This window comes from Archangium lansingense (genome assembly GCF_026626635.1).
Taxonomy (GTDB): domain Bacteria; phylum Myxococcota; class Myxococcia; order Myxococcales; family Myxococcaceae; genus Archangium; species Archangium lansingense.
Map to the genome: position 1 here is coordinate 7,516,999 of NZ_JAPNKA010000001.1, position 24,939 is coordinate 7,541,937.

The 24,939-nt window shown below is 69.5% G+C and carries 2 protein-coding genes; both read left to right on the forward strand.

Going from position 1 to position 24,939, the window contains the following annotated elements; all coding sequences use genetic code 11:
• The first annotated feature begins 6 nt into the window (after positions 1-6).
• Positions 7-1,662: a cyclic peptide export ABC transporter gene (locus OV287_RS30075; RefSeq protein ID WP_267537485.1), complete on the forward strand. Its 1,656-nt coding sequence runs from the start codon at positions 7-9 to the stop codon at positions 1,660-1,662.
• A 42-nt stretch (positions 1,663-1,704) separates the two neighbouring features.
• Entirely contained in the window at positions 1,705-24,795 is a 23,091-nt protein-coding gene (locus OV287_RS30080) for a non-ribosomal peptide synthetase (RefSeq protein WP_267537486.1), read from the forward strand.
• Positions 24,796-24,939 lie beyond the last annotated feature (144 nt).

Consider the following 24,939-nt stretch of genomic DNA (forward strand, 5'->3'; position numbering starts at 1 on the left):
GAAGCCATGCTGAAGCTAGTCGTCATGCTGCTCCGCACGTCGCGGAGAGCGTTGTTCATCACCCTGTGCTTCGGACTGGCGTCCGGCGCGAGCAGCGCGGCGCTGCTGTCGTTGATCAACCAGTCGCTGCAGCGGCCCTACGAGGACCGCACGCAGCTGGGGCTGGCCTTCTGTGGCCTGGCGGTGGTGGCGATGCTCACACGCGCCGGCTCGCAGATGCTGCTCAACAGCATGCACCAGGGCATCGTCATGGACCTGCGGCGGCGGCTGGCGCGGCAGTTCCTGGCCACCTCGCTGCGCCACCTGGAGCAGACGGGCTCGCACCGCCTGCTGTCGTCCATGTCGAGCGACACCACCATGGTGGGCGTGGGCATGACGGCCCTGCCCGAGGTCTTCATCAGCATCACAATCCTGATGGGCTCGCTGGTCTACCTGGCGTGGATCTCCTGGAAGATGCTGCTGGTGATGCTGGCCTTCATGACGATCGGGAGCCTGGCGTTCTCGTGGGCGACCAATCCGGCCATCAAGCTGCGCCACCAGGTGCGCCAGAGCGAGAACGCGCTTTTCAAGCGCTTCATGTCGCTGATGGATGGCGCCAAGGAGCTGAGGCTGCACCGCCCGCGCCGCAACGAGTTCCTGGAGCGGGTGTTGGATCCGATGGTGAGCCAGATCCGCACGCAGTGGGTGCGCGCGGAGAACCTCTTCGCGATGGCCAGCAGTGGAGGAATGTTCCTCTACATGTTCGTCATCGGGCTGCTGCTTTTCGTGATGCCGCGGTTCGCGCCGGTGACCCAGGCGGCGCTGGTGAGCTACACGCTGGTCATCATGTACTTGCAGCAGCCGTTGAACACCATCCTCTCCACGATGGCGTACGTGAACCGTTCCGTCGTGGCACTCGAGAACCTCCAGAAGCTGGGGCTGAACCTCACCCCGGAGAACGAGACGCCGCCCGCGCTGCCCGCGGAGACGCCCGCGCGCCTGCGCTCCTTCCGTACGCTCGAGCTGCGGGGCATCACTCATACCTACCGCCGCGAGAACGATGACAGCTCCTTCACGTTGGGCCCCATCGACCTGACGGTGAACCGGGGGGAGCTGATCTTCCTGGTGGGTGGCAACGGCAGCGGAAAGACCACGCTCGCCAAGCTCCTCACCGGCCTGTACGCGCCCGAGGGCGGACAGCTGCTCGTGGATGGCCAGCCCATCCGGGATGAGGAGCGGGACGAGTACCGGCAGCTCTTCTCGGCCGTCTTCTTCGACTTCCACCTGTTCGAGCAGCTGCTGGGACTGGGCTCGACCGAGCAGTTGGATCAGGCACAGCACTACCTGTCGAAGCTGCTGTTGGACCGCAAGGTGAAGATCGAGAACGGCAGCTTCTCGACCACCGAGCTGTCGCAGGGCCAGCGCAAGCGCCTGGCGCTGCTCACGGCGTACCTGGAGGACCGGCCCTTCTACATCTTCGATGAGTGGGCGGCGGACCAGGATCCGAGCTTCAAGGAGATCTTCTACAAGGAGATCCTCCCGGACCTGAAACGGCTCGGGAAGACGGTGCTCGTCATCTCGCACGACGACCGCTACTTCCGGCTCGCCGACCGGTTGCTCCACATCGACGCGGGGCAGCTGACTCCGATGGCGCAACCGCGCCTGGAGCAGGTCGGCACCTAGACACATCATCATCGCGCCAGGAATTCTGAGGAGTCATTGTCGATGAGCGACACGAAGCGGAAGCTCGCGGATCTCACTCCGGAGCAGCGCGCGCTGCTGATGCGGCAGCTCAAACAGAAGGGGGCGAAGTCCACCTCCTCGCATCCGCCGCTCACCCGCCGGCCGCAAGATGGGGCGCCCCCGCCTCTGTCCTTCTCGCAACAGCGCCTGTGGTTCCTGGATCAGCTCGAGCCCGGCAGCGCCGCCTACAACATGCCCGTGGCGCTCCAGCTCGACGGCGCGTTGCGGGTGGACGCCCTGGAGCGCGCGCTCACCGAGCTCGTCCGCCGCCACGAGTCCCTGCGCACCACCTTCCAGGCCCACCAGGACAACCCCGTCCAGGTCATCTCGCCGCCCACGCCCGTCGTGCTGCCGGTGACGGATGTCTCGTCCCGCGAGGATCGCGCGGCCGAAGTGCGCCGGCGCGTCGAGCGGGAAGCAGCCACGGGGTTCGATCTCGTGCGCGGGCCGCTGCTGCGTGGCTCCCTGCTGCGGCTGGGCGAGCGCCAGCACGTGCTGTTGCTCAACATGCACCACATCGTCTCGGACGGTTGGTCCATGGATGTGCTGGTGCGCGAAGTGGCCACGCTCTACGCGGCCTTCTCCGCGGGCCAGCCGTCGCCGCTGCCCGAGCTGCCCGCTCAGTACGCCGACTATTCCGTCTGGCAGCGCTCGTGGCTCCAGGGAGAGACCCTGGATGCGCAGCTCTCCTGGTGGCGCAAACAGCTCGAAGGCGCGCCCGCCGCCCTGGAGCTGCCCACCGACTTCCAGCGCCCCTCCGTCCAGTCCTTCCGGGGCGCCGCTGTCCCCGTGCGGCTGTCGCGTCCGGTGTCCGAGTCCCTCAAGGCCCTGTGCCAGAAGGAGGGCGTTACCCCCTTCATGGCCCTGCTGGCCGCCTACCAGCTCCTGCTCTCGCGCTACTCGGGCCAGGACGACATCACCATCGGCTCGCCCATCGCCGGCCGGCGCATGGTCGAGCTCGAGGGTCTCATCGGCTTCTTCGTCAACACGCTCGCCCTGCGCACCCGTCTGGAGGGCAACCCGTCCTTCCGCCAGGTGCTCGCACGCGTGAAGGAGACCACGCTCGGCGCCTTCGCCCACCAGGACATTCCATTCGAGAAGCTCGTCGAGGAGCTCGCTCCCGCGCGCACCCTGGGCCGCTCGCCCCTGTTCCAGGTCATGTTCGCCCTGCAGAACATGCCCCAGCAGGAGCTCCAGCTCCCCGGCTTCTCCCTGCGCCCGTACCCGCTCGATGGCGTCAGCGCTCGCTTCGATCTGGAGCTGATCATCTCGGAGGGCGCGGACGGCTTCTCCGGTGAGCTGATCTACCGCAGCGACCTCTACTCCAAGGCCACGGCGGAACAGCTCTCGCGCCACTTCGCGACGCTGCTGGAGGGACTCGTCTCCCAGCCCGAGCTGCCCTTCCACCACCTGCCCCTGCTCTCCTCCGAGGAGCGCCAGAAGGTGCTGGTGGACTGGAATCACTCCCCCTCCAGCTACCCGCGTGACGCCACCATCAACGACGTCTTCGAGCGTCAGGTGGCCTCCACTCCGGATGCCATCGCCCTGGAATTCGGTGAGCAGCGCCTCACCTACCGTCAGCTCGACGAGGCCTCCAACCGCCTGGCCCACGTGCTGCGCGCTCGCGGTGTGGGTCCCGACTCCCGCGTCGCTCTGGCCCTGGACCGCTCGCTCGAGCTCATCATCTCCCTGCTGGGCATCCTCAAGGCCGGCGGCGCCTACGTCCCTCTGGACACCTCCTATCCTCGCGAGCGTCTGTCCTTCATGCTGGAGGATGCACAGCCCGCTCTGCTTGTCACCACTCGTGAGCAGCTCTCGCGTCTGCCCGCTGACGGCCTGCCGACGCTCCTCATCGAGGAGTCCACTGAAGCGCTGGCGAAGGCGCCCAGCACAGCGCCTCGCAGTGGCATCACTCCGCGCAACCTCGCCTACATCGACTTCACCTCGGGCTCCACCGGCAGGCCCAAGGGCGTGTGCATCGAGCACTCCTCCGTCCTGCGCACCGTCCTGGACGCGCGCTACGCCGAGGTGAGCGCTCAGCAGTCCTTCCTGCTCATCGCCCCCATCTCCTTCGACGCCTCCACGCTCGAAGTCTGGGGTCCGCTGCTCAATGGCGGCAGGCTCGTCGTCTTCCCTCCTCACTCTCCCAGCGACCTGCAGGAGCTCGCTGGCGTTCTCCAGCGCCACTCCGTCACCACCCTCCACCTCACCTCGGGTCTCTTCACCCAGATGGTGGATGGCAACCTCGACGGGCTGCGCGGCGTTCGCCAGCTCCTTACCGGTGGCGACGTCGTCTCCTCTCCTCACGTGCGCCGCGTCCTCGAGCAGCTGCGCATTCCGGTTACTGCCTGCTACGGCCCCACCGAGGGCACGCTCTTCACCTCATGCTTCCGCATGACGGAGCCCTCGCAGGTGCCGGCCTCCGTGCCCATCGGCACGCCCATCTCCGGTACCCAGGTGTACCTGCTCGACAGCCACCTGCAGCCGGTTCCCCCGGGTACTCCGGGTGAGCTCTTCATCTCCGGTGACGGCCTGGCCCGCGGCTACCTGCAGCAGCCCGCCCTCACCGCCGAGCGCTTCCTCCCCAACCCCTTCAGCTCCACTCCCGGTTCCCGCCTCTACCGCACCGGTGATTTGGCCCGTCACCGCGCCGACGGCGTGCTCGAGTTCCTCGGCCGCGCTGACTTCCAGGTGAAGATCCGCGGCTTCCGCATCGAGCTGGGCGAGGTGGAAGCCGCGCTTCTCTCCCACCCCGAGGTGCGCGAGGCCATCGTCATTGCCCGCGAGGACTCTCCGGGCAACAAGCGTCTCGTCGGCTACGTCACCGGCAAGTCCGACGCGCTCGACACCCTCTCGCTGCGCTCTTACCTGCAGCAGCGGCTGCCCGAGTACATGGTGCCCTCGGCCCTCATGGCACTGGAGGCCCTGCCTCTTACTCCCAACGGCAAGGTGGACAGGAAGGCCCTTCCCGCCCCAGAGGCCCGCCCCGAGTTCCGTCCCTTCGTCCCGCCCTCCACACCCACCGAGGTTCGCCTCGCCTCCCTCTGGTGCGAGCTGCTCGGACTGACTCAAGTCAGCGCCCTGGACGACTTCTTCGAGCTGGGCGGCCACTCTCTGCTGGCCACCCGCCTCGTCTCTCGCATCCGCTCCACCTTCGAGGTGGAGCTGCCCCTGCGCGCCCTCTTCGAGGCCTCCACCCTCTCCGCCCTCTCCCAGCGCCTCGACGCTGCACTGCAGGCCGGCCAGGGCGTTTCCCTGCCTCCGCTCACCCGCGCTCCCCGGACCGACGCGCTGCCGTTGTCCTTCGCCCAGCAGCGCCTGTGGTTCCTCGACCAGCTCGAGCCCGGTAGCTCCGCCTACAACATGCCCGCGGCCCTGCGCCTCTCGGGCTCCCTCCACGTCTCCTCCCTCCAGCTCTCCCTCTCCGAGCTCCTCCGCCGCCACGAGTCCCTCCGCACCACCTTCAAGTCCGTCCAGGACAACCCCGTCCAGGTCATCTCCGACGTTCCTGTCTCTCTCCTGCAGATCGTCGACCTGAGCGGCCTACCCGCGGACTCTCGCGAGGCCGAGGCCCAGCGTCTGGCCGAACAGGAAGCTCGCAAGGCCTTTGATCTGGCCAATGGGCCTCTGCTGCGTGCCACCCTCGTGCGGATGAGCGATTCCGAGCACGTGCTGCTGCTGACGATGCACCACATCGTCTCCGACGGCTGGTCCATGGGGGTGCTGGTACGCGAGGTCGCCGCTCTCTACGAGGCCTTCTCCGCTGGCAGACCCTCGCCCCTGCCCGAACTGCCCGTTCAGTACGCCGACTACGCTGTCTGGCAGCGAGGCTGGTTGCAGGGTGAGGCCCTGGATGCGCAGCTCTCCTGGTGGCGTAAGCACCTCGAGGGCGCGCCCACCGCCCTGGAGCTGCCCACCGACTTCCAGCGCCCCTCCGTTCAGTCCTTCCGGGGTGCCGCCGTCCCCGTGCAGCTGTCTCGCCCGGTGTCCGAGGCCCTCAAGGCCCTGTGCCAGAAGGAGGGCGTTACCCCCTTCATGGCCCTGCTGGCTGCCTACCAACTCCTGCTCTCGCGCTACTCGGGCCAGGACGACATCACCGTTGGTTCGGCCATCGCCGGCCGCCGCGTCGCCGAGCTGGAAGGCCTCATCGGCTTCTTCGTCAACACCCTCGCCCTGCGCACCCGCATGGAGGGCAACCCCAGCTTCCGCCAGGTGCTGGCCCGCGTGAAGGAGACCACGCTCGGCGCCTTCGCCCACCAGGACATTCCGTTCGAGAAGCTCGTCGAGGAGGTCGCCCCCGCGCGCACTCTCGGCCGTTCTCCTCTCTTCCAGGTGATGTTCGCCCTGCAGAACACTCCGGCGCCCCACCTGGCGCTGCCGGACCTGACGATCGATTCGCTGTCGGTCGAGGGCACCACGGCCCGGTTCGAGCTGGAGCTCAACCTCGCGGAAGCCCCGGAGGGCTTCTCGGGAACCCTGACCTACAACCAGGATCTGTTCTCGGCGGCTACCGCGGAACAGCTCTCGCGCCACTTCGCGACGCTGCTGGAGGGACTCGTCTCCCAGCCCGAGCTGCCCTTCCACCACCTGCCCCTGCTCTCCTCCGAGGAGCGCCAGAAGGTGCTGGTGGACTGGAATCACTCCCCCTCCAGCTACCCTCGCGACGCCACCATCAACGACGTCTTCGAGCGCCAGGTGGCCTCCACTCCGGATGCCATCGCCTTGGAATTCGGTGAGCAGCGCCTCACCTACCGTCAGCTCGACGAGGCCTCCAACCGCCTGGCCCACGTGCTGCGCGCTCGCGGTGTGGGCTCCGACTCCCGCGTCGCCCTGGCCCTGGACCGCTCGCTCGAGCTCATCATCTCCCTGCTGGGCATCCTCAAGGCCGGCGGTGCCTACGTCCCTCTGGACACCTCCTATCCTCGCGAGCGTCTGTCCTTCATGCTGGAGGATGCGCAGCCCGCTCTGCTCGTCACCACTCGTGAGCAGCTCTCGCGTCTGCCCGCTGACGGCCTGCCGACGCTCCTCATCGAGGAGTCCACTGAAGCGCTCGCGAAGGCGCCCAGCACCGCGCCTCGCAGCGGCATCTCTCCGCGCAATCTCGCCTACATCGACTTCACCTCGGGCTCCACCGGCAGGCCCAAGGGCGTGTGCATCGAGCACTCCTCCGTCCTGCGCACCGTCCTGGACGCGCGCTACGCCGAGGTGAGCGCTCAGCAGTCCTTCCTGCTCATCGCCCCCATCTCCTTCGACGCCTCCACGCTCGAAGTCTGGGGTCCGCTGCTCAATGGCGGCAGGCTCGTCGTCTTCCCTCCTCACTCTCCCAGCGACCTGCAGGAGCTCGCTGGCGTTCTCCAGCGCCACTCCGTCACCACCCTCCACCTCACCTCGGGTCTCTTCACCCAGATGGTGGATGGCAACCTCGACGGGCTGCGCGGCGTTCGCCAGCTCCTCACCGGTGGCGATGTCGTTTCTTCGCCTCACGTGCGCCGCGTCCTCGAGCAGCTGCGCATTCCGGTAACCGCCTGCTACGGCCCCACCGAGGGCACGCTCTTCACCTCATGCTTCCGCATGACGGAGCCCTCGCAGGTGCCGGCCTCCGTGCCCATCGGCACGCCCATCTCCGGCACCCTGGTGTACCTGCTCGACAGCCACCTGCAGCCGGTGCCTCCGGGTACTCCGGGTGAGCTGTTCATCTCCGGCGACGGCCTGGCCCGCGGCTACCTGCAGCAGCCTGCCCTCACCGCCGAGCGCTTCCTCCCCAACCCCTTCAGCTCCACCCCCGGTTCCCGCCTCTACCGCACCGGTGATTTGGCCCGTCACCGCGCCGACGGCGTGCTCGAGTTCCTCGGCCGCGCTGACTTCCAGGTGAAGATCCGCGGCTTCCGCATCGAGCTGGGCGAGGTGGAAGCCGCTCTGCTCTCCCACCCCGAGGTGCGCGAGGCCATCGTCATTGCCCGCGAGGACTCCCCGGGCAACAAGCGTCTCGTCGGCTACGTCACCGGCAAGTCCGACGCGCTCGACACCCTCTCGCTGCGCGCGTTCCTGCAGCAGCGGCTGCCCGAGTACATGGTGCCCTCGGCCCTCATGGCACTGGAGGCCCTGCCGCTTACGCCCAACGGCAAGGTGGACAGGAAGGCCCTTCCCGCCCCAGAGGCCCGCCCCGAGTTCCGTCCCTTCGTCCCGCCCTCCACACCCACCGAGGTTCGCCTCGCCTCCCTCTGGTGCGAGCTGCTCGGACTGACTCAAGTCAGCGCCCTGGACGACTTCTTCGAGCTGGGCGGCCACTCTCTGCTGGCCACCCGCCTCGTCTCTCGCATCCGCTCCACCTTCGAGGTGGAGCTGCCCCTGCGCGCCCTCTTCGAGGCCTCCACCCTCTCCGCCCTCTCCCAGCGCCTCGACGCTGCACTCCTGGCCGGTCAGGGCGTTTCCCTGCCTCCGTTCACCCGCGCTCCCCGGACTGACGCGCTGCCGCTGTCCTTCGCGCAGCAGCGTCTGTGGTTCCTCGATCAGCTCGAGCCCGGTAGCTCCGCCTACAACATGCCCACGGCCCTGCGCCTGTCGGGCTCCCTCCACGTCTCCTCCCTCCAGCTCTCCCTCTCCGAACTCGTCCGCCGCCACGAGTCCCTCCGCACCACCTTCAAGTCCGTCCAGGACAACCCCGTCCAGGTCATCTCCGACGTTCCGGTCTCTCTCCTGCAGATCGTCGACCTGAGCGGCCTGCCCACGGACTCCCGCGAGGCCGAGGCCCAGCGTCTGGCCGAACAGGAAGCTCGCAAGGCCTTCGATCTGGCCAATGGGCCCCTGCTGCGTGCCACCCTCGTGCGGCTGAGCGATTCCGAGCACGTGCTGCTGCTGACGATGCACCACATCGTCTCCGACGGCTGGTCCATGGGCGTGCTGGTGCGCGAGGTCGCCGCGCTCTACGAGGCCTTCTCCACTGGCAGGCCCTCGCCCCTGCCTGAACTGCCCGTGCAGTACGCCGACTACTCCGTCTGGCAGCGAGGCTGGTTGCAGGGTGAGGCCCTGGATGCGCAGCTCTCCTGGTGGCGTAAGCACCTCGAGGGCGCTCCCACCGCCCTGGAGCTGCCCACCGACTTCCAGCGCCCCTCCGTCCAGACCTTCCGGGGTGCCCTCGTCCCCGTCCAGCTATCGCGCTCGGTGTCCGACGCGCTCAAGACCCTGTGCCAGAAGGAGGGCGTCACGCCCTTCATGGCCCTGCTGGCCGCCTACCAACTCCTGCTCTCGCGCTACTCGGGCCAGGACGACATCACCGTTGGTTCGGCCATCGCCGGCCGCCGCGTCGCCGAGCTGGAAGGCCTCATCGGCTTCTTCGTCAACACCCTCGCCCTGCGCACCCGCATGGAGGGCAACCCGTCCTTCCGCCAGATGCTTGCGCGCGTAAAGGAGACGACGCTCGGAGCTTTCGCCTACCAGGACATTCCCTTCGAGAAGCTCGTCGAGAAGCTTGCCCCCGTACGCACGCTGGGCCGGACTCCTCTCTTCCAGGTGATGTTCGCCCTGCAGAACAATGCGGCCCCGCACCTGGCTCTGCCGAACCTGACGATCGATTCGCTCCCGTTCGAGAGCACCACTGCCCGGTTCGAGCTGGAACTCAACCTCGCGGAGGGCCCGGGGGGCTTCTCGGGAGTCCTGATCTACAACCAGGATCTGTTCTCGGCGGCTACCGCGGAACGGCTCTCGCGCCACTTCGCGACGCTGCTGGAGGGACTCGTCTCCCAGCCCGAGCTGCCCTTCCACCACCTGCCCCTGCTCTCCTCCGAGGAGCGCCAGAAGGTGCTGGTTGAGTGGAACCACTCGCCCTCCAGCTACCCTCGCGACGCCACCATCATCGACGTCTTCGAGCGTCAGGTGGCCTCCACTCCGGATGCCATCGCCCTGGAGTTCGGTGAGCAGCGCCTCTCCTACCGTCAGCTCGACGAGGCCGCTAACCGCCTGGCCCACGTGCTGCGCGCTCGCGGCGTCGGCCCTGACTCCCGCGTCGCTCTGGCCCTGGACCGCTCGCTCGAGCTCATCATCTCCCTGCTGGGCATCCTCAAGGCCGGCGGTGCCTACGTCCCTCTGGACACCTCCTACCCTCGCGAGCGTCTGTCCTTCATGCTGGAGGATGCACAGCCCGCCCTGCTCGTCACCACTCGTGAGCAGCTCTCGCGTCTGCCCGCTGACGGCCTGCCGACGCTCCTCATCGAGGAGTCCACTGAAGCGCTCGCGAAGGCGCCTGGCACCTCGCCCCGCAGTGGCATCACTCCGCGCAACCTCGCCTACATCGACTTCACCTCGGGCTCCACCGGCAGGCCCAAGGGCGTGTGCATCGAGCACTCTTCCGTCCTGCGCACCGTCCTGGACGCGCGCTACGCCGAGGTGAGCGCTCAGCAGTCCTTCCTGCTCATCGCCCCCATCTCCTTCGACGCCTCCACGCTCGAAGTCTGGGGTCCGCTGCTCAATGGCGGCAGGCTCGTCGTCTTCCCTCCTCACTCTCCCAGCGACCTGCAGGAGCTTGCTGGCATTCTCCAGCGCCACTCCGTCACCACCCTCCACCTCACCTCGGGTCTCTTCACCCAGATGGTGGATGGCAACCTCGATGGGCTGCGCGGCGTTCGCCAGCTCCTTACCGGTGGCGACGTCGTCTCCTCTCCCCACGTACGCCGCGTCCTCGAGCAGCTGCGCATTCCGGTAACCGCCTGCTACGGCCCCACCGAGGGCACGCTCTTCACCTCATGCTTCCGCATGACGGAGCCCTCGCACGTATCGGCCTCCGTGCCCATCGGCACGCCCATCTCCGGCACCCAGGTGTACCTGCTCGACAGCCACCTGCAGCCGGTTCCCCCGGGTACTCCGGGTGAGCTCTTCATCTCCGGTGACGGCCTGGCCCGTGGCTACCTGCAGCAGCCCGCCCTCACCGCCGAGCGCTTCCTCCCCAACCCCTTCAGCTCCGCTCCCGGTTCCCGCCTCTACCGCACCGGCGACCTGGCCCGTCACCGTTCCGACGGCGTGCTCGAGTTCCTCGGCCGCGCTGACTTCCAGGTGAAGATCCGCGGCTTCCGCATCGAGCTGGGCGAGGTGGAAGCCGCGCTTCTCTCCCACCCCGAGGTGCGCGAGGCCATTGTCATCGCTCGCGAGGACTCTCCGGGCAACAAGCGTCTCGTCGGCTACGTCACCGGCAAGTCCGACGCGCTCGACACCCTCTCGCTGCGCTCTTACCTGCAGCAGCGGCTGCCCGAGTACATGGTGCCCTCGGCCCTCATGGCACTGGAGGCCCTGCCTCTTACTCCCAACGGCAAGGTGGACAGGAAGGCTCTTCCCGCCCCGGAGGCCCGTCCCGAGTTCCGCCCCTTCGTCCCTCCCTCCTCTCCCACCGAGGTGCGCCTGGCCTCCCTCTGGTGCGAGCTGCTCGGCCTGACTCAAGTCAGCGCCCTGGACGACTTCTTCGAGCTGGGCGGCCACTCTCTTCTTGCCACCCGCCTCGTCTCTCGCATCCGCTCCTCCTTCGAGGTGGAGCTGCCCCTGCGCGCCCTCTTCGAGGCCTCCACCCTCTCCGCCCTCTCCCAGCGCCTCGATGCCGCACTCCTGGCTGGTCAGGGCGTCTCCCTGCCTCCGCTCACCCGCGCTCCCCGGACGGACGCGCTGCCGCTGTCTTTCGCCCAGCAGCGCCTGTGGTTCCTCGACCAGCTCGAGCCCGGTAGCTCCGCCTACAACATGCCCGCGGCCCTGCGCCTGTCGGGCTCCCTCCACGTCTCCTCCCTCCAGCGCTCCCTCTCCGAGCTCCTCCGCCGCCACGAGTCCCTCCGCACCTCGTTCCGCGACACCGACGGCCAGCCCACGCAGCTCATCTCGCCGGCCGAGGCCTTCTCCCTGCCGGTGGTGGATCTGTCCGCCCACGCGTCCCAGGAGGCCGAGACCCGGCGCCTCGCCGAGCAGGATGCGCGCGCGCCCTTCGATCTGTCGCGGGGCCCGATGCTGCGCGCCACCCTGGTGCGGCTGAGCGATTCCGAGCACGTGCTGCTGCTGAACATGCACCACATCGCCTCGGACGGCTGGTCCATGGGCGTGCTGGTACGCGAGGTCGCTGCCCTCTACGAGGCCTTCTGCGCGGGCAGGCCCTCGCCCCTGCCCGAGCTGCCCGTGCAGTACGCCGACTACTCCGTCTGGCAGCGCTCGTGGCTCCAGGGCGAGGCGCTGGATGCCCAGCTCGCCTGGTGGCGCAAGCACCTCGAAGGCGCTCCCGCGATGCTGGAGCTGCCCACCGACAGGCCTCGTCCGGCCGCGCGCTCCTACCGGGGCGCGGTGCAGATGGTCACGCTGTCACGTGAGCTGTCCGAGTCGCTGCGCGCGCTCGGCCGCCGCGAGGGCGTCACGCCCTTCATGTTGCTCCTGGCCGCCTTCCAGGTGCTCCTGTCGCGCTACTCCGGGCAGGACGACATCAGCGTGGGTTCGCCCATCGCGGGCCGCCGCGTCGCCGAGCTCGAGGGCCTCATCGGCTTCTTCGTCAACACGCTCGTGCTGCGCACCCGCCTGTCCGGCGGCTCCTCGTTCCGCGAGGTACTGGCACGAGTGAAGGAGTCGACGCTCGGCGCCTTCGCCCACCAGGACATCCCCTTCGAGAAGCTCGTCGAGGAGCTGTCCCCGGAGCGCTCCCTGGGCCACTCGCCGCTGTTCCAGGTGATGTTCGCGCTGGCGAACGTCCCGACCGGGGAGTTCCAGCTCCCGGGCCTCACCCTGCGTCAGGAGGAGCAGGGAAGCACCACGACCAAGTTCGATCTCTCGTTCACGCTGGGCGAGAGCCCGGACGGCTTCGGCGGCACGCTCACCTACAACACGGACCTGTTCGACGCGGCCACGGCGGCGCGGATGATGCGCCACTTCCAGGTGCTCCTGGAGACCATCGCCGCCCGTCCCGACACCGCCCTGCGAGAGATCCCCCTCCTCACCTCCGAGGAGCGCCAGCAGGTGCTCGTGGACTGGAACGACACGCGCGCGGAGTTCCCCCGCGAGGCCACGCTCCACTCGCTCGTCCAGGCCCAGGCGCGACGCACGCCCGAGGCCACCGCGCTCGTCTCCGAGTCCGGCAGCCTCACCTACCGCCAGCTCACCGAGGCCTCCACGCGACTGGCGCTGCACCTGCGCTCGCTCGGCGTGGGCCCCGGGACGCATGTTGCCCTCTGCCTCGAGCGCTCCCTTGAGCTGCTCGTCTCCCTGCTCGCGATCATCGAGGCCGGCGCGGCCTGGGTCCCGCTGGATCCGGAGTACCCCTCCGAGCGCCTCGCCTTCATGCTCGAGGACAGCGGCGCGAAGCTGCTCCTCACGCGCTCCGCCCTGCTCCAGGCCCTGCCCTCCACCCAGGCCCAGGTCCTGCGGTTGGACTCGCTCGACGCGCTGAACGCGCTGCCTCCGCCGCCCCAGGGCACCACCCTGCCCCAGCCCGAGGCCACCCGCCCCGCCTACGTCATCTACACCTCGGGCAGCACGGGCCGTCCCAAGGGTGTCCAGGTGGCCCACCGCTCCGCCGTCAACCACCTGCACTGGCGCCAGCGGGAGTACCCCATGGGACCCCAGGACGCCTTCCTCCAGAAGGCCTCCTTCAGCTTCGACATCTCCGTCTGGGAGATGTTCGCGCCGCTACTGGCCGGAGCCCGGCTCGTGCTCGCACGCCCCGGAGGCCAGAGGGATCCCGAGTACCTGGTGCAGACGGTGATCCGCCACGGCATCACCCACCTGCACTTCGGCCCCGCGCCCCTGTCCGCCTTCCTGCAAACGACGGACATCGAGGGCTGCCAGTCGCTGCGTTTCGTCTTCTGCGGCGGCGAGCCCCTCACGCACGAGCTCCACGCGCGCTTCCTCTCCAAGCTGAGCGCCCAGCTCGTCCACCAGTACGGCCCCACGGAAGCGTGCATCGACTGCACGGCCTGGGTGTGCCCGTCGCACGCCGTCTCCACGCTGCCCATCGGCCGCCCCATCTCCAACACCCAGGCCTATGTGGTGGACGCTTCGCTGCAGCCCGTGCCCGTGGGCGTCCCGGGCGAGCTGCTCATCGGCGGTGAAGGCGTGGCGCTCGGCTACCTCGGCCGCCCGGAGCTCACCTCCGAGCGCTTCATCACGGACCCCTTCAGCACCACCCCCGGTGCCCGCCTCTACCGCACCGGCGACAAGGTGCGCTGGCTGGCCGATGGAACCATCGAGTACCTCGGCCGCTTCGACTCGCAGGTGAAGCTTCGCGGCTTCCGCATCGAGTTGGGTGAGCTGGAGTCCGTGCTCCTCCAGCACGCCTCCGTGCGCCAGGCCGTGGCGCTCGTGCGCGAGGACGCCCCGGGCGACAGGCGGCTGGTGGCCTACGTCACCGGCACCTTGTCCGACGTCTCCGAGCTGCGCGCCTTCCTGCAGCAGCGTCTGCCCGAGTACATGGTGCCCTCGGCCATCGTGCACCTGGAGACCCTGCCCCTCAATCCCAACGGCAAGGTCGAGCGCAAGGCCCTGCCCGTGCCCGAGGCCTCGGCGCTCTCGCGCAAGGTGTCCCGCGCGCCGAGCACGGAGGCCGAGCGCGCCCTGGCCGCCATCTGGGCCGAGGTGCTGCGCGTGGAGTCCGTGGGCGCCGAGGAGGACTTCTTCTCCCTCGGTGGCCACTCGCTGCTGGCCACCCAGGTCATCAGCCGCATCCGCTCCTCGCTCGGCGTGGAGCTGCCCCTGCGTACCCTCTTCGAGGCCCCCACCGTCGCGGGCCTCGCCGAGCGCGTTCAGTCCGCGAGCCGCACCCGCGCGCCCGCGCTGAAGCCGGCGGCTCGCGGGGGTCCGCTGCCGCTCTCCTTCGCGCAGCAACGGCTGTGGTTCCTGGATCAACTCGAGCCCGGCAGCACCGTCTACAACATGCCCTCGGCGCTGCGGCTCTCCGGGCGGCTGTCCGCCAGCGCACTGGCCCGGGCGCTCGAGGCGCTCGTGCTGCGCCACGAGGCCCTGCGCACCACCTTCCAGGCGGGCGAGGACGGCCCCGTCCAGGTCGTCTCCGCCACGCCGCTCTCGGCTCTGCACACGGTGGACCTGGGCGCGCTGCCCGGGTCCGAGCGCGAGGCCGAGGTGTACCGGCTCGCGGAGGAGGAAGCCCGCCGGCCCTTCGACCTGACCCACGGCCCGCTCTTCCGCGCCGCGCTACTGCGCCTGAGCGACACCGAGCACGTCCTGCTCCTCACGCTGCACCACATCGTCTCCGACGGTTGGTCCAACGCCATCCTGGTGCGCGAGCTGGCGGCGCTCTACGAGTCCTTCATCACGGGCCAGCAGGCGCGACTGCCCGCGCTGCCGGTGCAGTACGCCGACTACTCTGTCTGGCAGCGTGACTGGCTGCGCGGCTCCGTCCTCCAGCAGCAGGTGGACTACTGGAAGCAGCAGCTCTCCGGCGCTCCCACCGCCCTGGAGCTGCCCACCGACAAGCCCCGCCCGGCCATGCAGTCCTACCGCGGCGCGAGCGTCCCGGTTCACGTTTCCCAGGCGCTCTCCGAGTCCCTCAAGGCCCTGTGCCAGAAGGAGGGCGCCACGCCCTTCATGGTGCTGCTGGCTGCCTTCCAGGTGCTCCTGTCCCGCTACTCGGGCCAGGACGACATCAGCGTCGGCTCTCCCATCGCTGGCCGCACACGCGCCGAGACCGAGGGCCTCATCGGCTTCTTCATCAACACGCTCGTGCTGCGCTCTCACCTGTCCGACGGCGCCTCCTTCCGTGAGCTGCTCTCCCAGGTGCGCACCACCACCCTGGCCGCCTACGAGCACCAGGACGTCCCCTTCGAGAAGCTCGTCGAGGTGCTCCAGCCCACGCGTGACCTCAGCCGCAGCGCGCTCTTCCAGGTGATGTTCATCCTGCAGAACGCACCGAGCGGAGAGTTCCAGCTCCCGGGCCTCACCCTGCGCCCCGTGGAGCACGACGGGGGCGCTACCGCCAAGTTCGAGCTCTCGCTCACGCTGGGCGAGGGCCCGGACGGCTTCGGCGGCGCGCTCACCTACAACACGGACCTGTTCGAGGAGGCCACCGCGGCGCGCATGATGCGCCAGTTCCAGGTCCTCCTGGAGGCCATTGCCGCCCAGCCCGACACCGCCCTGCGTGACCTGGCCCTCATCGGCAAGGACGAGGAGCGGCTGCTGCTGGAGACGTGGAACCCGCCCGGCGAGCTGCCCAAGGATGGCTCGCTGCTGCACACTCGCCTGGAGGCCCAGGCCCGGCTCACCCCGAGCGCACTGGCGGTGGCGGATGGTACTCGCTCGTTCACCTATGACGAGCTGATGCGGCGCTCCAACCGCCTCGCCCGTCACCTGCGCTCTCTGGGTGTGGGCCCGGAGGTCCGCGTCGGCGTGTGCCTGCGTCGTACCGTGGACCTTCCCGTTGCGCTGCTCGCGGTCCTCAAGGCCGGCGGCACCTACGCTCCCCTGGATCCGGACTACCCCTCCGAGCGGCTCGGCTACCTGCTGGAGGACTCGTGCTCGGCGCTCGTCATCAGCGAACGCTCTCTGCTCTCCGCTCTTCCCCAGTCGCGTCCCCAGACGCTCCTGCTGGAGGAGCTGGACGCGGTGCTGGCCGCGCAGTCCGACGAGCCGCTACCCGCTTCCGCCGACGCGGAGAACCTCGCCTACCTCATCTACACCTCGGGCTCGACGGGCCGCCCCAAGGGCGTGGCCATCACCCACCGCAGCGCTGCCCTCTTCATCACCTGGGCGCTCGAGGTGTTCCCGCCCGATGAGCTGCAGGGCGTGCTCGCCGCCACCTCGGTGTGCTTCGACCTCTCCATCTTCGAGCTCTTCGTGCCGCTGTCTTGCGGCGGCCGGGTGTTCGTCGTTCCCAACGCCCTGCACCTGCCCTCCTTCTCGCGCCGCGACGAGGTGACGCTGGTCAACACCGTGCCCTCGGCCATCGCGGAGCTGGTGCGCACGGGCGGACTGCCTCGCTCGGTGCGGGTGGTCAACCTGGCCGGTGAGGCTCTGCCCAAACGCACCGTGGACGCGCTCTATGCGCTGGGCCACCTGGAGCGGGTGCTCAACCTCTACGGCCCCTCGGAGGACACCACCTACTCCACCTTCGACGAGGTGCCTCGCAACGAGCTCCGCGGTCCCACCATCGGCCGGCCCCTGGAGAACACTCAGGCCTACGTGCTCGACCGCCACCTGCGCCTGGTGCCGCTCGGTGTCCCGGGCGAGCTGTACCTCGCCGGCGATGGACTCGCTCGCGGCTACCTGCTGCGTCCGGAGCTCACCGCAGAGCGCTTCCTCCCTGACCCCTACAGCCGTACGCCCGGTGGGCGCATGTACAAGACGGGCGACCTCGTGCGCTACCTGCCCGACGGACGCCTGGACTACCTGGGCCGCCTGGATCATCAGGTGAAGCTGCGTGGCTTCCGCATCGAGCTGGGCGAAGTGGAGTCCGTGCTCGCGCGCCATCCCTCCGTGCGTCAGGCCCTCGCTCTCGTGCGCGAGGACTCGCCCGGCGACAAGCGACTGGTCGCCTACGTCACCGGTGACTCCCCCGACGCCTCCACCCTTCGCACCTACCTCCTGCAGCACCTGCCTGAGTACATGGTGCCCTCCGCCTTCGTTCCCCTGGAGGCCCTGCCCCTCACTCCCAACGGCAAGATCGACCGTAAGGCCCTGCCCGTACCCGAGGCCTCGGCGCTCTCTCGCAAGGTGTCCCGCGCGCCAAGCACGGAGACCGAGCGCGCCCTGGCCGCCATCTGGGCCGAGGTGCTGCGCGTGGAGTCCGTGGGCGCCGAGGAGGACTTCTTCTCCCTCGGTGGCCACTCGCTGCTGGCCACCCAGGTCATCAGCCGCATCCGCGCCTCGCTCGGCGTGGAGCTGCCCCTGCGCGCCCTCTTCGAGGCCCCCACCGTCGCGAGCCTCGCCGAGCGCGTCCAGACCACCAGCCGCGTCAAGGCCCCCGCCCTCCTTGCCGTGCGCCGCGATGGCCCGCTGCCCGCCTCCTTCGCTCAGCAACGGCTATGGGTGCTCGATCAAATCGAGCCCGGTAGTGCTGCCTACAACATCCCCACCGCGCTGCGGCTCTCCGGGCGGCTGTCCTCCGACGCACTGGCCCGGGCGCTCGAGGCGCTCGTGCTGCGCCACGAGGCCCTGCGCACCACCTTCCAGGCGAGCGAAGACGGCCCCGTCCAGGTCATCTCCGCCACGCCGCTCTCCAGCCTGCACACGGTGGACCTGGGTGCGCTGCCCGAGTCCGAGCGTGAGGCCGAGGCGTACCGGCTTGCGCAGGAGGAGGCCCGCCGGCCCTTCGACCTGGCCCATGGCCCGCTCTTCCGCACCTCGCTGCTGCGCCTGAGCGACACCGAGCACGTCCTGGTGCTCACGCTGCACCACATCATCTCCGACGGCTGGTCCATGGGAGTGCTCGTGCGCGAGCTGGCCGCGCTCTACGAGTCCTTCGTCACGGGCCAGCAGGCGCGGCTGCCCGCGCTGCCGGTGCAGTACGCCGACTACTCCGCCTGGCAGCGTGACTGGCTGCGCGGCGCCGTCCTCCAGCAGCAGGTGGACTACTGGAAGCAGCAGCTCTCTGGCGCCCCCTCCGCCCTGGAACTGCCCACCGACAAGCCCCGCCCGGCCATGCAGTCCTACCGCGGCGCGAGCGTCCCGGTTCACGTGTCCCAGGCGGTCTCCGAGTCCCTCAAGGCCCTGTGCCAGAAGGAGGGCGCCACGCCCTTCATGGTGCTGCTTGCCGCCTTCCAGGTGCTCCTGTCCCGCTACTCGGGCCAGGACGACATCAGCGTCGGCTCTCCCATCGCTGGCCGCACACGCGCCGAGACCGAGGGCCTCATCGGCTTCTTCATCAACACGCTCGTGCTGCGCTCTCACCTGTCCGACGGCTCCTCCTTCCGCGAGCTGCTCTCCCAGGTGCGCACCACCACCCTGGCCGCCTACGAGCACCAGGACGTCCCCTTCGAGAAGCTCGTCGAGGTGCTCCAGCCCACCCGCGACCTCAGCCGCAGCGCGCTCTTCCAGGTGATGTTCACCCTGCAGAACACGCCCAGCGGCGAGCTCCAGCTCCCGGGCCTCTCCCTGCGTCCCGTGGAGCACGAGGGCACTACCGCCAAGTTCGAGCTCTCGCTCACTCTGGGCGAGGGCCCCGACGGATTCGGCGGCGCGCTCACCTACAACACGGACCTGTTCGAAGAGGCCACCGCGGCGCGCATGATGCGCCAGTTCCAGGTCCTCCTGGAGGCCATTGCCGCCCAGCCCGACACCGCCCTGCGTGACCTGGCCCTCATCGGCAAGGACGAGGAGCGGCTGCTGCTGGAGACGTGGAACCCGCCCGGCGAGCTGCCCAAGGATGGCTCGCTGCTGCACACTCGCCTGGAGGCCCAGGCCCGGCTCACCCCGAGCGCACTGGCGGTGGCGGATGGTACTCGCTCGTTCACCTATGACGAGCTGATGCGGCGCTCCAACCGCCTCGCCCGTCACCTGCGCTCTCTGGGTGTGGGCCCGGAGGTCCGCGTCGGCGTGTGCCTGCGTCGTACCGTGGACCTTCCCGTTGCGCTGCTCGCGGTCCTCAAGGCCGGCGGCACCTACGCTCCCCTGGATCCGGACTACCCCTCCGAGCGGCTCGGCTACCTGCTGGAGGACTCGTGCTCGGCGCTCGTCATCAGCGAACGCTCTCTGCTCTCCGCTCTTCCCCAGTCGCGTCCCCAGACGCTCCTGCTGGAGGAGCTGGACTCGGTGCTCGCCGCGCAGTCCGACGAGCCGCTGCCCTCTTCCGCCGACGCGGAGAACCTCGCCTACCTCATCTACACCTCGGGCTCGACGGGCCGCCCCAAGGGCGTGGCCATCACCCACCGCAGCGCTGCCCTCTTCATCACCTGGGCGCTCGAAGTGTTCCCGCCCGATGAGTTGCAGGGCGTGCTCGCCGCCACCTCGGTGTGCTTCGACCTCTCCATCTTCGAGCTCTTCGTGCCGCTGTCCTGCGGCGGCCGGGTGTTCGTCGTTCCCAACGCCCTGTACCTGCCCTCCTTCTCGCGCCGCGACGAGGTGACGCTGGTCAACACCGTGCCCTCGGCCATCGCGGAGCTGGTGCGCACGGGCGGGCTGCCTCGCTCGGTGCGGGTGGTCAACCTGGCCGGTGAGGCGCTTCCCAAGCGCACCGTGGATGCGCTCTATGCGCTGGGCCACGTGGAGCGGGTGCTCAACCTCTACGGCCCCTCGGAGGACACCACCTACTCCACCTTCGACGAGGTGCCTCGCAACGAGCTCCGCGGTCCCACCATCGGCCGGCCCCTGGAGAACACTCAGGCCTACGTGCTCGACCGCCACCTGCGCCTGGTGCCGCTCGGTGTCCCGGGCGAGCTGTACCTCGCCGGCGATGGGCTCGCTCGCGGCTACCTGCTGCGTCCGGAGCTCACCGCAGAGCGCTTCCTCCCTGACCCCTACAGCCGTACGCCCGGTGGGCGCATGTACAAGACGGGCGACCTCGTGCGCTACCTGCCCGACGGGCGCCTGGACTACCTGGGCCGCCTGGATCATCAGGTGAAGCTGCGTGGCTTCCGCATCGAGCTGGGCGAAGTGGAGTCCGTGCTCGCGCGCCATCCCTCCGTGCGTCAGGCCCTCGCTCTCGTGCGCGAGGACTCGCCCGGCGACAAGCGCCTGGTCGCCTACGTCACCGGTGACTCCCCCGACGCCTCCACCCTTCGCACCTACCTCCTGCAGCACCTGCCTGAGTACATGGTGCCCTCCGCCTTCGTTCCCCTGGAGGCCCTGCCCCTCACTCCCAACGGCAAGATCGACCGTAAGGCCCTGCCCGTGCCCGAGGCCTCGGCGCTCTCGCGCAAGGTGTCCCGCGCGCCGAGCACGGAGACCGAGCGCATCCTGGCCGCCATCTGGGCCGAGGTGCTGCGCGTGGAGTCCGTGGGTGCCGAGGAAGACTTCTTCTCCCTCGGTGGCCACTCGCTGCTGGCTACTCAGGTCATCAGCCGCATCCGCTCCTCTCTCGGCGTGGAGCTGCCCCTGCGCGCCCTCTTCGAGGCCCCCACCGTCGCGAGCCTCGCCGAGCGCGTCCAGACCACCAGCCGCGTCAAGGCCCCCGCGCTCCTTCCCGTGCGCCGCGATGGCCCGCTGCCCGCCTCCTTCGCTCAACAGCGGCTGTGGGTGCTCGATCAAATCGAGCCCGGCAGCACCGCCTACAACATCCCCACCGCGCTGCGGCTCTCCGGGCGGCTGTCCTCCGACGCACTGGCCCGGGCGCTCGAGGCGCTCGTGCTGCGCCACGAGGCCCTGCGCACCACCTTCCAGGCGGGCAAGGACGGCCCCGTCCAGGTCATCTCCGCCACGCCGCTCTCGGCTCTGCACACGGTGGACCTGGGCGCGCTGCCCGAGTCCGAGCGTGAGGCGTACCGGCTCGCTCAGGAGGAGGCCCACCGGCCCTTCGACCTGGCCCATGGCCCACTCTTCCGCACCTCGCTGCTGCGCCTGAGCGACACCGAGCACGTCCTGGTGCTCACGCTGCACCACATCGTCTCCGACGGCTGGTCCATGGGAGTGCTCGTGCGCGAGCTGGCCGCGCTCTACGAGTCCTTCGTCACGGGCCAGCAGGCGCGGCTGCCCGCGCTGCCGGTGCAGTACGCCGACTACGCTGTCTGGCAGCGTGACTGGCTGCGCGGCGCCGTCCTCCAGCAGCAGGTGGACTACTGGAAGCAGCAGCTCTCTGGCGCCCCCTCCGCCCTGGAGCTGCCCACCGACAAGCCTCGCCCGGCCATGCAGTCCTACCGCGGCGCCAACCTCCCGGTGCACCTGCCCCAGGCGCTCTCCGAGTCCCTCAAGGCTCTGTGCCAGAAGGAGGGCGTCACGCCCTTCATGGTGCTGCTGGCCGCCTTCCAGGTGCTCCTGTCCCGCTACTCGGGCCAGGACGACATCAGCGTCGGCTCTCCCATCGCTGGCCGCACACGCGCCGAGACCGAGGGCCTCATCGGCTTCTTCATCAACACGCTCGTGCTGCGCTCTCACCTGTCCGACGGCTCCTCCTTCCGCGAGCTGCTCTCCCAGGTGCGCACCACCACCCTGGCCGCCTACGAGCACCAGGACGTCCCCTTCGAGAAACTCGTCGAGGTGCTCCAGCCCACGCGTGACCTCAGCCGCAGCGCGCTCTTCCAGGTGATGTTCACCCTGCAGAACACGCCCAGTGGCGAGCTCCAGCTCCCGGGCCTCACCCTGAGCCCCGTGGAGCAGGAGGGCACCACCGCCAAGTTCGAGCTCTCACTCACGCTGGGCGAGGGCCCCGACGGATTCGGCGGCGCGCTCACCTACAACACGGACCTGTTCGAAGAGGCCACCGCGGCGCGCATGATGCGCCACTTCCAGGTGCTCCTGGAGGCCATTGCCGCCCACCCACACACCGCCCTGCGCGACCTGCCCCTCCTCACCTCCGAGGAGCGCCAGCAGGTGCTGCTGGCCTGGAACGACACTCGTGCGGACTTCCCCCGCGAGTCCACGCTCCACTCTCTCTTCCAGGCCCAGGCGCTGCGCACTCCCGACGCCGTCGCCCTGGCCTTCGAGGACTCCACTCTCACCTACCGTCAGCTCGACGAGTCCTCCACCCGCCTCGCCCTGCACCTGCGCTCTCTCGGCTCCGGCCCCTCGGTCCGCATCGCCCTGTGCCTCGAGCGCTCCCTGGAGATGGTGGTCGCCCTGCTGGCCATCCTCAAGTCCGGTGCCTCCTGGGTCCCCGTGGATCCGGAGTACCCCGCTGACCGCCAGTCCTTCATGCTCGAGGACAGCGGCGCCAGGCTGCTCCTCACCCGCTCCACCCTGCTCCAGGCCCTGCCCTCCACTCAGGCCCAGGTGGTGACGTTGGACTCGGTGGAGGCGCTGGAGTCGCTGCCTCTACCTCCCCAGGGCACCGCCCTGCCCCAGGCCGAGGCCAACAGCCCCGCCTACATCATCTACACCTCGGGCAGCACGGGCCGTCCCAAGGGCGTCCAGGTGGCCCACCGCTCCGCCGTCAACCACATGCTGTGGCTGCAGTCGGCCTTCGCCGTGGGCCCCAGCGACTGCGTACTGCACAAGACTCCCCTGAGCTTCGACGCCTCTGTCTGGGAGCTCTGGGTGCCGCTGCTGGCCGGCGCCCGCATGGCCATCGCTCCCCCCGGCGCGCATCGCGATGGCGCCGCCCTCGTGCGCTCCGTCCTGCACCACCAGGCCACCCTGCTGCAGCTGGTGCCCTCCTTGCTCCGGGTGCTGCTACAGGAGCCCGCCCTGTCCCGCGCCACCCACCTGCGCTCCATCTTCTGCGGTGGCGAGGCTCTGCCCTCCGAGCTGGGACACTCCCTGCGCTCCGTGCTGCCCTCCGCCTCGCTGGTCAACCTCTACGGCCCCACCGAGGCCACCATCGACGCTACCTCTCACACCTACTCGCCGGACGACTCGGGGCCCACCGTGCCCATCGGCCGTCCCGTGACCAACACCCAGGTGTACGTGGTGGACTCCGCCCTGCGGCCCGTGCCCGTGGGTGTCCCGGGCGAGCTGCTCATCGGCGGTGACAGCCTGGCCCTCGGCTACCTCGGCCGTCCCGAGCTCACCGCAGAGCGCTTCATCACCCACCCCTTCAGCTCCTCTCCCGGTGCCCGCCTCTACCGCACCGGTGACAAGGTGCGCTGGCTTGCCAACGGCACCCTCGAGTACCTCGGCCGCTTCGACCACCAGGTGAAGCTGCGTGGCTTCCGCATCGAGCTGGGCGAGGTGGAGTCCGTCCTCTCTCGCCACCCCTCCGTGCGTCAGGCCCTCGCCCTCGTGCGCGAGGACTCGCCCGGCGACAAGCGTCTGGTGGCCTACGTCATCGGCGACTCCCCCGACGCCTCCACCCTGCGCGCCTACCTCCTGCAGCACCTGCCCGAGTACATGGTGCCCTCCGCCTTCGTTCCCCTGGAGGCCCTGCCCCTCTCTCCCAACGGCAAGATCGACCGCAAGGCCCTGCCCGCGCCCGAGGCCTCACACCAGCAGCTCGAGCAGGCCTTTGTCCCGCCTCGGGATGCGCTCGAACTGGAGGTGGCCCGAGTCTTCGAGGAGGTGCTGGACCTGCGTCCGATCGGCGCCCGCGGCCACTTCTTCGAGCTGGGCGGCCACTCTCTGCTGGCCGTGCGCCTGCTCGCGGTGCTGGCCGAGCGCACCCAGCGGCGCCTGCCCGTGAGTGTCCTCTTCCAGGCCCCCACGGTGGAGCAGCTCGCCGCCGCGCTGCGGACCGAGGCGGGCCCGTGGTCGCCGCTCGTGCCCATCCAGCGTGAAGGCTCGCGCCGGCCCTTCTTCTGCGTCCACCCGGTGGGCGGCAACGTGCTCGCGTACGCGGAGCTGGCGCGGCAGCTGGGCCCGGATCAGCCCTTCTACGGTCTGCAGTCGCAGGGCCTCGACGGCGTCCAGCCTCCGCTGGAGACGGTGGAGGAGATGGCCGCCTGCTACATCGAGGTCATCCGCACCGTGCAGCCCCAGGGGCCGTACCTGCTGGGTGGCTGGTCCATGGGCAGCGTGGTGGCCTTCGAGATGGCCCGCCAGCTCCAGCAGCGCGGCGAGCGCGTGGAGTTGCTGGCGCTCATCGATCCCAGCCCCGCGCGCGCGGCCCTGGAGGAGTCCGACGAGGGCGCGATTCCCGACACGGCGGCGCTCTTCGCGAGGGATCTCGGACGGATCACGGGCCTCCAGCTCCCCGAGCTGCCCACGGACGCCGGTCCGGAGGAGCTGCTCCGGGCCATCCTGGAGGAGGGCCGCAAGAGCGGTGTCCTCATCCCCGAGGCAGGACTGCCCGAGCTGCGCGTGCTGCTCCAGGTGTACTCCGCCAACATGCGAGCCCTGCACCGCTACACCCCGGAACGCCTCGACGGGCGGCTCGCGGTGTTGCGCGCGGCCGACTCGCGCGACGCGCCCGGCGAGGGGCGCGACCGCGGCTGGGGAGACAAGGGCGCCGAAGGGGTGGAGCTCCAGGAGGTGCCTGGAGACCACTACGGCCTGCTCCAACCGCCTCACGTCCAGGTGCTGGCGGAGCGCTTGAAGGAGCTGCTCGATCGCACCCAGGCACTCGACACCGGCGTGCCCCGGGCGGGGTAGCCAGGCCCCCGGGCTCGTCAGGAGCAGCTTGCATCCGCTAATCTGAATATTTCCAGCATGCGCCCCGGTGGGCACCCTGGCACCCACCGGTACACCTCGCCTATCGTTACCTCTCCGTGATGATCCAAGACGCCCTGCACTCTT